The following is a 13,885-nucleotide window of genomic DNA, read 5'->3' as shown; positions in this document are numbered from 1 at the left end:
TTCTTGCGAGCAGGGTGGAGGCTTGTGACGGCCTCTGATACAAATTCGCGATGACCCTATTGTCCCCATCCGAACATGGGCTTCTGGACCGCGCGGCGGCGGCGCCCATGCTGGCCCGCGTGCAGGAATGGGCGGCGATCAACAGCGGATCGCGCAACCTGGACGGACTGGCGCGCATGGCGAATGTCCTGGCCGATGCCTTTTCCGTCCTGCCCGGCGCCCTGCGGCTGATCGACCCGGCGCCGGTCGAAACGGTGCAGCCCGACGGCCAGATCAGGATGATCGACCATGGCCGCCACCTGCACCTGTCGGTCCGCCCGGACGCGCCGGTCCGACTGCTGCTGACCGGCCATATGGATACGGTCTTTGCGATCGATCATCCGTTCCAGACGCAAAGCTGGCTGGAGCCGGGGGTGCTGAACGGTCCCGGCGTCGCCGACATGAAGGGCGGCATCGCGGTCATGCTGGCGGCGCTCGGCGCGATCGAGGCATCCGGTGCGGTGACGACATTGGGCTATGATGTCATTATCAACAGCGACGAGGAAGTGGGCAGCCCCTCCTCCGCCGCATTGCTGCGCGACATGGCGGCGGGCAAGGTCGCCGCCTTCACCTATGAACCGGCCTTGCCCGACGGCACGCTGGCGGGCGCACGGGCGGGGAGCGGCAATTTTTCGATCATCGTCACCGGGCGCAGCGCCCATGCCGGGCGCAATCCCGAAGAGGGGCGCAACGCGCTGCTGGCCGCGGCCGACCTGGCGCTGCGGCTGAAAGCTGGCAGCGGGGCCGGCTTTTCCTGCAATCCGGCGAAGATCGATGGCGGCGGGCCGAACAATGTCGTGCCTGATCATGCCGTGCTGCGCGTCAATTTCCGCCCCCGCACGCCGGAGGATGAACGCGCCGCCCGCGCGCTGATCGACCGGGAAATGATGGCGGTGGCGCGCGATCATGACGTCAGCCTGCATCTGCATGGCGGCTTCGGCCGTCCGCCAAAGCCGATGGATGCAAAGGCGCAGCGGCTGTTTGGCCTGGTGCGCCAGTGCGGCGCGGACCTTGGCCTGGCCATCGGCTGGCGCGATACCGGCGGGGTGTGTGACGGCAACAATATCGCGGCCTGCGGCGTGCCGGTGGTCGACACGATGGGCGTGCGCGGCGGCAGCATCCATAGCGATGCCGAATTTCTGATGACCGACAGCCTGGCCGAACGGGCGCGGCTATCGGCGCTGGCGATCTGGCGGATCGCGCAGGGACATTATGATAAATATGATAAAGAGGGGATGACCATTTGAGCTTCATCATGCGAATCGCGCGCGCGGACGATCTGCAGACGCTGTATGAAATGGCGAAGCTGACCGGCGGCGGCTTCACCAACCTGCCGCCCGACCGCACGGCGCTGGGCGCGAAGCTGGAGCGGACCGAACAGGCGCTGGCGCGGCAGGGCGAGGGCATCGAGGACGAACTGATCGTCATGGTGCTGGAAAATGTCGAAACGGGGCAGGTGCGCGGCACATGCCAGATTTTCTCGACCGTGGGGCAAAGCTGGCCCTTCTATTCCTATCGCCTGGGCGTGCTGACCCAGCATAGCCGGGAACTGGGCCGCACTTTCCGCGCGCAGATGCTTTCGCTCACCACCGATCTGGAAGGATCGGTCGAGGTCGGCGGCCTGTTCCTGCACCCGCGCGAGCGGGCCGAAGGGCTGGGGCTGTTGCTGGCGCGCAGCCGCTATCTCTACATTCGCGGCCATCGCCAGCGCTTTGGCGACCGGGTGATCGCCGAACTGCGCGGGGTGATCGACGAAGCGGGCGGATCGCCCTTCTGGGACGGGCTGGCCGGTCGTTTCTTTGGCATGAGCTTTCAGGAGGCGGACGAGTTCAATGCGGTCAACGGCAACCAGTTCATCGCCGACCTGATGCCCAAGACGCCGATCTATACCGCGATGCTGACCGACAGTGCCCGCGCCGTCATCGGCCTGCCCCATCCCAATGGCCGCGCGGCGATGCGGATGCTGGAGACAGAGGGCTTCGAAAATGCCGGCTATGTCGATATTTTCGACGGCGGGCCGACCATGATCGGCCAGATCGACCAGTTGAAAACGATCGCGGCGGCGCGCGATGTCACCCTGTCCGCCACGCATGACAAGGGCGGCGACCGGATGCTGATCGCGACCGGGCGACTGGCGGATTATCGCTGCACCTGGGGCTTTGTGCAGCAGGATGCGGACGGCGCGGTGTCGCTGGACGCGGCCAGCGCGGCGCGGCTGGGCATCACGACCGGGGACGGCTTCACCATGGCGGGGCGGGCATGAGCGTTCGGGAAATCAATTTCGACGGGATCATCGGTCCCAGCCATAATTATGCGGGCCTGAGCCTGGGCAACCTTGCCTCCGCGCGCAACGCCGGTGCGGTGGCGCATCCGCGCGCCGCCGCGCTCCAGGGACTGGAAAAGATGCGCGGCAATATCAGGCTGGGCCTGAGCCAGGGCATTTTCCTGCCGCAATGGCGGCCCGATGTCGCCTGGCTGACCAAGCTGGGCACCGATGTCGGCAATGCGGAGCCGCACATCCGCGCGGCGGCGATGTCCGCTTCCTCGATGTGGGCGGCCAATGCGGCGACCGTGTCCCCGGCCAGCGACACGGCGGACGGGCGCACCCACCTGACCGTCGCCAACCTCGTCACCATGCCGCATCGCAGCCATGAATGGCCGCAGACGCTGGCGCAGTTGCGCATCGCCTTTTCGGACGCGCAGGCCTTCGCCGTGCATGATCCTATCCCCGCCCCCTTCGGCGACGAGGGCGCGGCCAACCATATGCGCCTGTGCGAAAGTCATGGCCAGCCGGGCGTCGAGGTGTTCGTCTATGGCCGATCGGGCGGCGCTTTCCCGGCGCGCCAGCATGTGGAGGCGAGCAAAGCGATCGCCCGCATCCATGGCCTGGATCCCGCGCGCACGCTGTTCGTCGAGCAGTCGGAAGCGGCGATCGCGGCCGGTGCTTTCCACAATGATGTCGTCGCGGTGGCGAACGAACGGGTGCTCTTCACCCATGAGCAGGCATTTGCCGACAAGGAGGCTTTCTACGCCGCACTGCGCGTCGCCCTGCCCTGCGTCGAGATCGTGGAGGTGCCCGCGAGCGCGGTGAGCCTTTCCGACGCGATCACATCCTATCTGTTCAACGCGCAACTCGTGACCCTGCCCGACGGCGCGATGGCGCTGGTGCTGCCGACCGAGGCGCGGGAGACGCCGGCGGTGTGGCGCTGGCTGGAACAGATGGTCGCGGGCAATGGCCCGATCCGTCGGCTGGTGCCGGTGGACGTGCGCCAGTCCATGGCCAATGGCGGCGGCCCCGCCTGCCTGCGGTTGCGCGTCGTCGCCGATCCTGCCGACATCGACCCCCGCTTTCTGGTCGATGAGGCGCGGATCGATGATATTTCCAGGATCGTGTCCCATTATTGGCCAGAATCGATCGCACCCCAGGATTTGAGCGACACAAGGCTGATCGCGAAGATCGAGCAATCATGGTTAACACTTGTTGACCATCTTGCGCTTTCGGGGGATTTATACCCCTGACGGCGGGGCCAGCCGGACGGGTGTGCGATGCAACGGATCAAGAATCTCTTCATTATCAAAACCAAGTTCGAGGCATTCCTGGTGATCTATGCGCTGGCGCTGGGTGCGAGCGAACGGGGCATCGTCTATATGCAGCAATATCCCGGCACAGGCGGCCAGTTGCTGGCGCTCGCCTGTTCAGGCGCGGTGTTCATGGCGGGCGGCAAGATCCTGGACGCGCTTGAGTATCAGCGCAGTTCCTGAGCGAAACGGATCATGATCGGCAAGGCTGCCGCGCCGACTTGCCCTATCCTGCCGCTGACCGACGCAGGAAGGGAACAGGGATGTTCGATGATCGCCGCAGGCGCAGCGTACCCGCCGCCGAACTGGTGCGCAACTTCGCCCATTGGCGGGAGGTCGGATCGCGCGAGCCGGTGATGGCCGCGAAACCCATGTCTTCATGGGTCTGGATCGGTTTCGGATGCTGGCGGTGGAGGATGGCGTCGCCCCCGCGCCCGACCGGACGTTCGAACTGGCCGCACGGATGCATCAGGGACTGATCCTGTGCGGCGCCGACCTTGCCATCGACTATGCCAACAGCGTGGCATTGGCGATGACCCGGCGCTGGAACCGGCCGTTGGAGGGGCAGCATCTGTGGGATGCCTTCCCCGAACTGACCGGCACGCTGACCGAAGCGCATATCCGCCACAGCCTGTCGTCCGGCGAGGCGAGCGCAGCCGACATTCCATCCCCCTTTCGGGACGATAGCTGGCTGCACCTCCAGACCTTTCCCTTCGGCCAGGGCGTGGCGCTGCTGATGCGCGACATCACCGCCGACTTGCAGCGTCACCGGCTGGCCGACGTGAAATCGGCAATGCTGAAAGCCATGGGGGTGCATGGCGGCCTGTCCTATGTCCGCATGTCGGCCCGCGGCTTCATAGAGGTGACGGACGATAATTTCTGCACATTGGTGGGCCTGTCAGCCGAACGGCTGAAAAGAGTGGCGATGGCCGATCTGGTCGAACTGTCTGTGCGCCCGCATTTTCGCGAGCAACTGGAAGGCGTGCTGCGTGGCGATGGCGACCGGCGCGTCACCACCCATTTGCTGACCAATGGCGGCACCGTCGCCAGCGTCGACGCCGCGATCGCCCGGCTGCACGGCATTTATGGCACCGAAGGGGCGATCATGCTGATGACGCCGGCGCAAACTGCGTAAGATCGCGTCCATAACGGAGGTAAAGCGCGCGAACCTGGAAAGCCTGGCCCATTGTCGCGGCCATCCTGTCGGCCGGATACATAAAATACAGGCCGTGGCGAAACGAGCACAGGAACCGGCTGTTGAACAAGCGGCGATAGCATCAGGCCCATGTCCAGCAAAACCGCCTTGTCCGCCCTGCGCCATCGCCTGATGCTGTTGCCGCGCCATCAGGGCGGCAGCAGCCTGATCGAGGCGGCCTTCGCCCTGCCCATCCTGATCCTGCTGCTGATGGGCATATTGGCCTATGGCAGTTGGTTCATGACCGCGCACAGCCTGCAACAGGCGGCCAATGACGCGGCGCGCGCGGCGGTGGCGGGGCTGACCATGACCGAGCGGCGCGCGCTGGTGGACCAGAGCGTGGCTGCTGCCCGTACCGCCTTTCCGATGCCCGGCGCGCAGACGATCAGCATCGGCGCCAGCGAAACCAGCGGCTATTATACGGTGACGCTGCGCTACAACCTGTCGAACGCGCCTGTCTTTGCCGCCATCCCCTTTCCCTTGCCCGGCAGCGTGCTGGAACGCAGCGCCGTCGTGCGGATCAACAGTTGATGTGCCGGGCCGCCATCCTGTGCGACCGGCGCGGTGGTGTCAGTGTCATACTGGCCGGGTCGCTGTTCATGCTGGCCGGCGCGGCAACGGTCGCGGTCGACCTTGGATCGGTCTATCTGGCGCGCCGGCAGTTGCAGGGAATAGCGGACTCCGCCGCGCTGGCCGCCGCCGATGGCGGCCGCAGCGCCGCCGAACAACTGGTCGGCCAGAGCGGCGTGGCTGGCGTCACCCTCGCTGCCGTGGAACAGGGCGGCTATGCCGCCGACACCGCCGTCCCGGTGGCGGAGCGCTTTCGCGCCGGGGAAGCGGGCGGCTCCGCCACCCGGATCGAGGTGCAGCGCCGCGTGCCGCTCTTCCTCGGGCGCCTGCTCGTCGGGCGCGACGGCATGACGCTGTCCGCCCGCGCCATCGCCGCGCGCAGCGACGCCGCCGCCTTCTCGCTCGGCACGGGCCTCGCCGCGCTGAGCGGCGGGCTGCCCAACATGCTGCTGTCCAGTCTGGCGGGAACCCAGCTCAACCTGTCGGTGATGGATTATAATGGCCTGATCGGCGCCAATCTCGACCTGCTCCATGTTGCTGATGCGCTGCGGGTGCGGACGGGGCGGGATGGTGAAACTTATGGCGCCCTGTTCGACCGGGAAATCCCGGTGTCCGATCTGCTGGGCGCGATGGCGGATAGCGCGGGTGGCGGCAGTGCCGCCGCAACGCTGCTGGCACTGTCGAGCCGCATTCCCGGCCGCACGGTAAGGCTGAGCGACATCATCGACCTGGGACCGATGCGCAGCGCCAGCCAGGCGACGGGACAGCCCCATATCCTGCTCGACGCCTTTTCCCTGTTGCGCATGATCCTCAGCCCGTCATCCGGCGCATCGGTGCCGATGGATTTGCGTGTCACCGTGCCCGGCCTCAGCAGCACGCGGCTGATGCTGGTGGTGGGCGAAGGCCAGACCCGCTCGCCGCTGATGAGCGTCACCGCCAGCCGCGACGTAGTGCTGCGCACGGCGCAGACGCGCCTCTATCTGGAAAGCACGGTCGCCACCGCCCTGTCCGGCATCGCGTCGGTGCGTGTGCCGCTCTATATCGAGCTGGCGGCGGCCGAAGCACGGCTGACCGACATTCAGTGCGGCGTCCATGGCGGAGTGACGCTGGCCGTGACGCCCTCGGTCGGAACGGCGGCGCTGGGCGATGTCGATATCGCCGCGCTCACCAACTTTTCGACCCCCGCCAATCCGCGCAGCGCCCTGCTGGCGCAGACGATCGGCACGCGCATCAGCGGCTACAGCCAGATCGCGCTGGGCGGCGCGCAGAGCCAGAGCCTGTTCTTCACCCCCAGCGAAATCAGCGCGCAGCAGGCCAAGAGCGTCAGTACCACCGACCTGACCCAGGGCATCGCCGCCAGCCTGGCGAGCAGAACGCAGATCCAGGTGTCGCTGCTGGGCATCACCGTCAGCAACAGTCCGCTCAGCCCGCTGGTCGGCGGGGTGCTGGGGACGACCGCGCCCTTGCTCGACGGCATAGTGAACAGCGTCACCGCGACGCTGGGCGTGCGCGTCGGCACGGCCGAAGTGCGGGTGCATCAACGGCGCTGCGGCATCGCCACCGTGGTCGCCTGACCCTTGCCTTCACGGCCCGCTGGCGTCAGGACGGCGCGCATGGGTGCCATCATGTTGCAGGGAACCGGATCGGATGTGGGCAAGTCGGTGCTGGTCGCCGGGCTGTGCCGGGCGCTGGTGCGGCGCGGCTATCGGGTGCGCCCGTTCAAGCCGCAGAATATGTCCAACAATGCCGCCGTGACCAGCGACGGGGGCGAGATCGGCCGGGCGCAGGCGTTGCAGGCGATCGCCTGCGGCGTTGCGCCGCATACGGACATGAACCCGGTGCTGCTGAAACCCCAGGCCGACCGGACATCGCAACTGATCGTCCATGGTCAGGTGCGTGGCGTTCTGGGATCGGGCAATTTCCGCAGCGCGCGGGGGCAATTGCTGGGCGCGGTGCTGGAAAGCCATGACCGGCTGCGCGCCGATTGCGACATTGTGGTGGTGGAGGGCGCGGGATCGCCCGCCGAGATCAACCTGCGCGCCGGCGACATCGCCAACATGGGATTCGCCCGCGTCGCCAATGTGCCGGTGATCCTGGTCGGAGACATCGACCGTGGCGGCGTGATCGCGGCCGTCGTGGGCACGCGGACGGTGATCGATCCCGATGACGCCGCGATGATCCGGGGTTTCCTGATCAACAAGTTCCGGGGCGATCCGGCCTTGTTCGAGGATGGCTATGCCCAGATCGCCGCGCTGTCGGGCTGGCGCGGCTTTGGCGTGATACCCTGGCTGGATGCCGTCGCCCGGTTGCCGAGCGAGGATGCGGTGGTGCTGGAGCGGCGGACCTTTTCCACCGACGCGCCGCTGGTGGTCGCCTGCCCGGTGTTGCCGCGCATTTCCAATTTCGACGATCTCGATCCGCTGAAGCTGGAGCCGGGGATCGACCTGCGCATGGTCGGGCCGGGGCAGACGATCCCGGCTGACGCCGCGCTGGTAGTCCTGCCCGGATCAAAGGCCAGCGTCGCGGACATGCGCGCCATGGTCGCGCAGGGATGGGATATCGACATCAAGGCGCATCACCGGCGCGGTGGCGCGGTGCTGGGCATTTGCGGCGGCTATCAGATGCTGGGCCGGACGATCCGCGATCCCGACGGGCTGGAGGGGCCGGCGGGCACGGTCGACGGGCTTGGCCTGCTGGACGTGGACACGGTGCTGAGCGGCGCCAAGACGCTGGAGGCGGTGCGCGGGCGCGCGCTGGGCGCGGATTTTGGCGGCTATGAAATGCATATGGGCCGCACCGCCGGGCCGGATTGCGGGCGGCCGTTCGCGATGCTGGGGGAGCGGCCGGACGGCGCCGTCAGCCGCGACGGGCGGGTGATGGGCAGCTATGTCCATGGTCTGCTCGCCAGCAGCGCCCTGCGCGACGCGCTGCTGCGGCAGATTGGCGGGGCGTCGGCCGGAACGGATTATGACCAGTCGGTCGAGGATGCGCTGGACGAGATCGCCACGCGGCTGGAGGAGCATGTCGATATCGACGCCATGGTGACGCTGGCGATGGCATGAACCCATGAAAAGGGCGGAAAAAGCCGCCCGGTTCGCCCTTGTCAGGGAAATGGTGCCCCGCCCTGGATAAACATAACGAATACACATCGCCGTTTGCACTCCTATAGAACCGCCGCCGCGCGCCTGTAGCCGCCCTATGGCGTAGTGCGACGCCGCTGATTATTCGAGAAGCATCGGGGGTAGGATCAACGGCCCACACTTTCGAGCCTCCCGATGGCAAGTTGCCTCTGCCGCCGCCGTAGATACCGCTTGGTCGGATTGCGTAGTGCAATTACCTCGGCAGATGAGGGGAACGCGATTGAATCCTTGGCCAGTGATACCCGCCGACGTTGTTGCCTGGTTCCGTGGCGTCTTCGCGGACGCAAACCGCCACGTATGTGAGCGCCTGGCCAATCTCCCCAATATCCGCGAGACATCGCTCGATGACGGATTGATTGAAGCGCTGATCCCCAACAGTGCGCCGACGCTCCTGCCTTCGGGCGCGATCATCCGCATGGATACTCACAACATCGGTGGTTTGCGGCGCCTAGGCGCTCCCCATTGGGATTGGGATTTTCCGCAACGCCGGCGTTGGGAAACGGCGGATATTGCGATCCTCGTCTTCGTCTATCGACAAGACAAGCTGGTGGCGAAGAAGATTGGCCTGCTCCAATCCAAACGTCTCTTTCCGACTAACCATGATGTCGAAGACGAAGATGAAATTGGTTTCCTTCATGGCATGAATGCGTTCATCCGCCGCGATGGGCAGCAAGCAGCCGCCGCACTCCACCGAACCTACAGCTTCGACGAAACCTGCACCTTCGCCGCAATTCAGGCTGGACACCGACAGGTCGAACTGATCGACACGCTCAATCGGGATTTCGGCAAGGCCGTCTTCTACCTGCTCTACGCACCGCCTGAGCTTCCCTACGCAGTTACCTACCCCCTGCGAAAACGAATCCGCGTTGGCGACATGCCGGTCGGAAATCGGGTGGTCGATGCCGACAACCTCCACCGCGCTCTTGTCGAACTCAATGACGGCCAATCTCCCACCTTCAGCCTGCTGAAATCCGCCTGCGTCGGGCGGGATTGGCCGCTCGAAACCTGGGCTGCCGATCTGCTGCTGACCTGTCAGGTTGGACAGCAGTTCGATGACAGCAATGACGATCGCGTCCGCTATTTCCTCGAACGCCGATCGGGGCCCATTGGGGCGGCTCTCGCTGCATCAATTACCCTGCCGGGCGAGGCCTGAGCCGTGCGAAGTGGCGATATCCCCTTCAAGTTCGATCTGACCGATCTCCTCGCCCGCGCTCGCCGCCAAGTCGCTGGCCGGATAGGTGACGTCACCTTGAACTTGCCTTTCATCAGCATTGCGGTCAGCCCTAAAGATCGCGAGCGCCGTGTGGCGCGCGAGATCGTCCTCCGTTTGCGCGATCGGCGCGTCCTATCTGCGTGGGAATGTTGCGACGATTGCATCGAGAGAGCTCTCACTTCGCTCAAGGAAATCCGCCAGTTGATCGTCGACAAAGAGGTGGAACTCGCCGAGTTGCAGGACGGACCGCTGTTCCTTCTGCTCGATGCGATGGCGACTGGTATTCGACAGTTTATGACTTACGAGGAGCTGTTGCGGCGCGACAAGGATGCGCCCCCGCATCCACGTTTCGGCGAGTTTCATCGACCGCCGGACGTGCGCCAAGCCTATTTCGACGGCCTCGAAATCTTACGCGGACACCTGAGCCGGTGTCTCGGGCAGATCGCGCTCATTGCCGGCATGCCCGTGCCGACCGAAGGCATCATTGAGAACTACCAGGGGCCGTGGCAGCTAGAAGCCTACGAGGCGCCGCCTCTGCTGCCACCACCCCCCGAATGACCTGCGCTACGGCTGCTCGGAAGCCCAGGCGCTTACAACGGTGGCGTCGCTTCCCGCACCTGCCGATCACAAGGTTGAGCCTAGAGAACCATTAGAGAACAAAATCTGCTGGCGAAGGCTTGTGGATCGGTTAGGCATGGGCGGATGGAGAGCATAACGAGCCCGAGCGAGCTATCGAGCGATGACTTTGTGCGGCGCTTCGCGCTGCGCCCCGGCCAATTAATGTGGCTCCTTGGCGCGGGTGCGTCGGTTTCAGCCGGCATCCCCAGCGCTTGGGATATGATCTGGCAATTCAAGCAAACGTTGTTCGTTGCCCAACGCAAGGCGTCGCCGCAGAGTGTCGCCGATCTCGGTAATCCTGCGATCCGCGCGCTGTTAGACTCGCACATTGCGAGTTCCGAGCGACTACCGTCGCCGGGTTCACCGGATGAATACGCGGCGCTCTTCGAAGCAACCTACCCGGTGGAGCGCGATCGCACGACTTTTATTCAAGGCATGATTAGCGGCGCGAAGCTGGCCTATGGCCATCTTGCCCTCGCCTCGCTTCTAAAAGCGGGCCACACTCAGCTCGTCTGGACGACCAATTTCGACCACTTGATCGAAGATGCCTGCGCGAGAACGTATGGCACAACGGGCACGTTGAGCGTCGTTGCACTCGACGCTCCGGAACTGGCGGGGCAATTGATCGGCGCGCAAAAATGGCCCATCGCAGTGAAGCTGCACGGCGATTTCCGCTCGCGTCGGCTTAAGAACACGACCGATGAGCTGCGCCAGCAGGATGCGGCGCTTCGTCAGCAGCTCGTGGATGCCTGCCGACGATCCGGCCTCGTAGTCGCCGGCTACAGCGGACGCGACGATTCAGTGATGGACGCGCTTGAAACGGCGCTCAATCAGCCGGGCGGTTATCCTGGCGGACTGTTCTGGCTGCATCGCGGTAGCGATCCACCGCTCGGGCGGGTCATCCGACTTCTCCAGCGCGCCAGCGACGCGGGCGTTGAGTGCGGGCTGGTGCGGATTGAGAGCTTCGATGAGATATTACGTGATCTCGTGCGGCTGCTGCCCGCGCTCGACACATCCGCTCTCAACGCGCTGGCAACAGGACGGTCGCGCGTGTCGGGCGCTCCCGAGCCCTCGGGCCAGCGGGGCTGGCCCCTCATTCGGCTCAACGGGCTTGCCGTCACCATCCCGGCCAATTGCCGCAAGCTGGTATGCACGATCGAGGGTGTCGCAGCGGCGCGTTCGGCGGTCGCCGAGGCGAACGCGCGCCTGATCGTGACGCGCACGCAAGCGGGCGTGCTCGGTTTCGGCAGCGATGCCGAGTTCCGTCGAGTGTTCGACCCGTTCGGAATCACTGCGTTCGATCTGGCCACCTTCGAGAAGCGGCGCCTGCGCTATGAGTCCGGCGAACGCGGCCTGCTACGCGATGCCTTGGTAGAGGCGCTGTGTGCCGCCAAGAATGTTCGTGCGATCCGCCGCCGCAGCGCTGATTTGCTCGTGCCAGTAGATCCCGCCGACAGCGCATGGGATGGGCTTCGCGCGATAACTCATCAGACGACTGGCACCGTGCCCAAACACCCGGACCTGAAATGGCACGAGGGGGTCGGGGTCCGGCTTGACTGGGCAGACGACGGTCTTTGGCTGCTGCTTGATCCAAAGATCGTGTTTGAGGGTGTCACGGACGCGACCAAAGCGATCACCGCCGACTTCGCGCGCGAACGGACGGTGAAGCGCTATAATCGTGATCTCGATCGGCTTATCGATTTTTGGGCAAAGCGCCTTGCCGGCGAAGCGCTTCTGGCGCTGTCGATTGGCGACGGGATCGATGCTCGCTTCGCAGTCGGGAAGAACACGGCCTTCTCCAAGCTGGTGCAGCCATGACGAGCGAGATCGCCCCGACCATATGGTATCCCGAACCCGAGCTGGTGTTCCATCCCGAGCGAACGAGCGAGCGGGACATTCATCCGCTGCGCGGGCTCAAGCGGTTCGGCCCCCATTCGCGCGGATTGGTGCAATCGCCGATCCGGGTAGCGACGCTGGCCCCGAAGGGCGAGTCCGAGCGACTGTTCGCATTCATGCGTGAGCTGAGCCAGAGCGTGCGCCCGGTCGAGCGAACCGACTATCTGCCGGATTGGCCGGGCTTCAATACCGTGTTCGACATGCGCGTGACGGCGGCAACCAAGAAATGCCGTGTCGAGCTGGACGGATCGTTTGAGAGCGAGATGGCACAATCGGCGATGCCGCACGTGTTGCTCGCCGAACAGCTCGTTCGTGCGATCCAGCCCCTTGAGGCGTTCCGCAGCGACTTCGATGTCTTGTTCATCTACCTACCGCAGCGGTGGGAGCGTGGCTTCTACGGCGCGGGGGACGATTTCGATCTCCACGATCATCTCAAAGCCTATACGGCCGCGCGCGGGATGCCGATCCAGATCGTGCGCGAAGACAAGGCGCTCGCTTATCGCTGCCGTGCGAGCGTGATGTGGCGAGTCGGGCTGGCGCTGTATGCCAAGGCCGGCGGCGTTCCCTGGAAGCTAGCCGACGTGGACCCAGAAACAGCCTATGTCGGCATTTCCTATGCGGTGCGGTCGAACGGTGCCGACAAACCGCGATTTGTGACTTGTTGCAGCCAGGTGTTCGACGCGGAGGGCGCCGGCTTGGAGTTTATCGCCTACGATACCGCCGACGTGCAGGTGCAACGCGATAATCCCTTTTTATCGCAGGCTGAGATGTTCCGTGTCATCACGCGGTCGATGACGCTGTATCGTCACCGGCATGGCGGACGCTCGCCGCGCCGGGTCATGGTCCACAAATCGACCGAGTTCAAAGACGCAGAAGTGCTCGGCTGCTTCGAGGCACTACCGCTGTGCGAGGCGGTCGATTTGATTCAGGTGGTCGAGGATGTGGGCTGGCGCGGCGCGCGTTGGGAACGCGACCAAGCCAATTCGGGAGGTAAGGCGGCGGCGTTTCCAATTAAGCGTGGCTCACTGATCGGGCTTGGCGAGCGCGAGGCACTACTGTGGATGCACGGTGCCGTGGAGACTTTGGGACCGAAAACCTATTTTCAGGGTCAGCGCGGCACGCCGCGTCCGATCCGACTTGTCCGCCATGCCGGGCACGGCACGTGGGACGACAGCGCCCGCGCGGCGCTCGCCTTGTCGAAGATGAACTGGAACAATGACGGGCTGTATGATCCGCTACCCGTAACGATGAGTTATGCGAAGGTGCTGGCGCGCGTCCTCAAGCGCATGACGAATCTAGGCAGCACACCCTACCAATTCCGATTCTTCATGTAGTGAAAGTTCGTTGCACCCACAGGATTCGAACTTTTTGCCGTCGATGGCCGCCGTGCCTACGATCGTGTTAACACTGAGTTTTCGCTGATCGTAGCCTGTGCGGCTGACGCGCACAAACGGCGGCCGGCGGCGGAATTTGGTGCCCCGTGCAGGATAAACATAACGAATACATCCCGTTGTTCCTACTACCGTAGCGCCGCCAAACACCGAAACGAGCCAGCGATCGTCGCCGTCGAACGTCGCTTGCGCTTCGCCCGCAATCCGCACCCTTCCTGAACCGTTGCAGGATGGAGATATACGT

12 protein-coding genes are annotated in these 13,885 nt (G+C 64.8%); all 12 read left to right on the top strand.

All coding sequences use genetic code 11. The annotated features are described in order from the left end of the window. Positions 1–50 precede the first annotated feature (50 nt). Entirely contained in the window at positions 51–1,286 is a 1,236-nt protein-coding gene (locus tag Q4610_RS09240) for a hydrolase (RefSeq protein WP_304535662.1), read from the top strand. Continuing rightward, a complete protein-coding gene (locus Q4610_RS09235) occupies positions 1,283–2,302 on the top strand; it encodes an arginine N-succinyltransferase (protein WP_304535661.1) in 1,020 nt (339 codons plus the stop codon). Before Q4610_RS09240 ends, Q4610_RS09235 begins: the two co-directional genes overlap by 4 nt. Beyond that, positions 2,299–3,558: an N-succinylarginine dihydrolase gene (locus Q4610_RS09230; RefSeq protein ID WP_304535660.1), complete on the top strand. Its 1,260-nt coding sequence runs from the start codon at positions 2,299–2,301 to the stop codon at positions 3,556–3,558. Before Q4610_RS09235 ends, Q4610_RS09230 begins: the two co-directional genes overlap by 4 nt. A 27-nt stretch (positions 3,559–3,585) precedes the next feature. After that, positions 3,586–3,801 carry a hypothetical protein gene (locus Q4610_RS09225; RefSeq protein WP_304535659.1) on the top strand — a complete coding sequence of 72 codons (216 nt, stop codon included), beginning with the start codon at positions 3,586–3,588 and terminating at the stop codon, positions 3,799–3,801. Between the two features lie 217 nt (positions 3,802–4,018). Further along, the gene (locus tag Q4610_RS09220; RefSeq protein ID WP_304535658.1) at positions 4,019–4,753 is read left to right on the top strand and encodes a PAS domain-containing protein; all 735 of its coding nucleotides are present in this window, start codon (positions 4,019–4,021) and stop codon (positions 4,751–4,753) included. Positions 4,754–4,903: 150 nt separating this feature from the next. Next, a complete protein-coding gene (locus Q4610_RS09215; protein ID WP_304535657.1) occupies positions 4,904–5,344 on the top strand; it encodes a TadE/TadG family type IV pilus assembly protein in 441 nt (146 codons plus the stop codon). Continuing rightward, the gene (locus Q4610_RS09210; RefSeq protein ID WP_304535656.1) at positions 5,344–6,957 is read left to right on the top strand and encodes a pilus assembly protein TadG-related protein; all 1,614 of its coding nucleotides are present in this window, start codon (positions 5,344–5,346) and stop codon (positions 6,955–6,957) included. Before Q4610_RS09215 ends, Q4610_RS09210 begins: the two co-directional genes overlap by 1 nt. A 39-nt stretch (positions 6,958–6,996) precedes the next feature. After that, positions 6,997–8,445 (top strand): cobyric acid synthase, encoded by a 1,449-nt coding sequence (locus Q4610_RS09205; protein WP_304535655.1) that lies wholly within the window; start codon positions 6,997–6,999, stop codon positions 8,443–8,445. 313 nt (positions 8,446–8,758) lie between these two features. Next, on the top strand, positions 8,759–9,676 hold the full coding sequence (locus tag Q4610_RS09200; protein WP_088712622.1) for a hypothetical protein: 918 nt from the start codon (positions 8,759–8,761) through the stop codon (positions 9,674–9,676). Positions 9,677–9,679: 3 nt separating this feature from the next. Continuing rightward, positions 9,680–10,294, top strand: coding sequence for a hypothetical protein (locus tag Q4610_RS09195; protein WP_054725869.1), 615 nt, complete (start codon positions 9,680–9,682; stop codon positions 10,292–10,294). Between the two features lie 144 nt (positions 10,295–10,438). Next, positions 10,439–12,172, top strand: a complete 1,734-nt coding sequence (locus Q4610_RS09190; protein WP_054725867.1) for an SIR2 family protein — start codon at positions 10,439–10,441, stop codon at positions 12,170–12,172. Beyond that, on the top strand, positions 12,169–13,584 hold the full coding sequence (locus Q4610_RS09185; RefSeq protein ID WP_088712621.1) for an argonaute/piwi family protein: 1,416 nt from the start codon (positions 12,169–12,171) through the stop codon (positions 13,582–13,584). The genes Q4610_RS09190 and Q4610_RS09185 overlap by 4 nt, the downstream gene beginning before the upstream one ends. The last annotated feature ends 301 nt before the right edge of the window (positions 13,585–13,885 follow it).

Origin of the sequence: Sphingobium cyanobacteriorum, from assembly GCF_030580935.1 — a bacterium.
Lineage (GTDB): Bacteria > Pseudomonadota > Alphaproteobacteria > Sphingomonadales > Sphingomonadaceae > Sphingobium > Sphingobium cyanobacteriorum.
This window is presented reverse-complemented; position numbering and strand designations above follow the sequence as displayed.

Coding starts and splice junctions, on each gene's coding strand:
- Q4610_RS09240 (WP_304535662.1), top strand. CDS start 51: ATGACCCTATTGTCCCCATCCGAACATGGGCTTCTGGACCGCGCGGCG.
- Q4610_RS09230 (WP_304535660.1), top strand. CDS start 2,299: ATGAGCGTTCGGGAAATCAATTTCGACGGGATCATCGGTCCCAGCCAT.
- Q4610_RS09225 (WP_304535659.1), top strand. CDS start 3,586: ATGCAACGGATCAAGAATCTCTTCATTATCAAAACCAAGTTCGAGGCA.
- Q4610_RS09220 (WP_304535658.1), top strand. CDS start 4,019: ATGCTGGCGGTGGAGGATGGCGTCGCCCCCGCGCCCGACCGGACGTTC.
- Q4610_RS09215 (WP_304535657.1), top strand. CDS start 4,904: ATGTCCAGCAAAACCGCCTTGTCCGCCCTGCGCCATCGCCTGATGCTG.
- Q4610_RS09210 (WP_304535656.1), top strand. CDS start 5,344: ATGTGCCGGGCCGCCATCCTGTGCGACCGGCGCGGTGGTGTCAGTGTC.
- Q4610_RS09205 (WP_304535655.1), top strand. CDS start 6,997: ATGGGTGCCATCATGTTGCAGGGAACCGGATCGGATGTGGGCAAGTCG.
- Q4610_RS09190 (WP_054725867.1), top strand. CDS start 10,439: ATGGAGAGCATAACGAGCCCGAGCGAGCTATCGAGCGATGACTTTGTG.
- Q4610_RS09185 (WP_088712621.1), top strand. CDS start 12,169: ATGACGAGCGAGATCGCCCCGACCATATGGTATCCCGAACCCGAGCTG.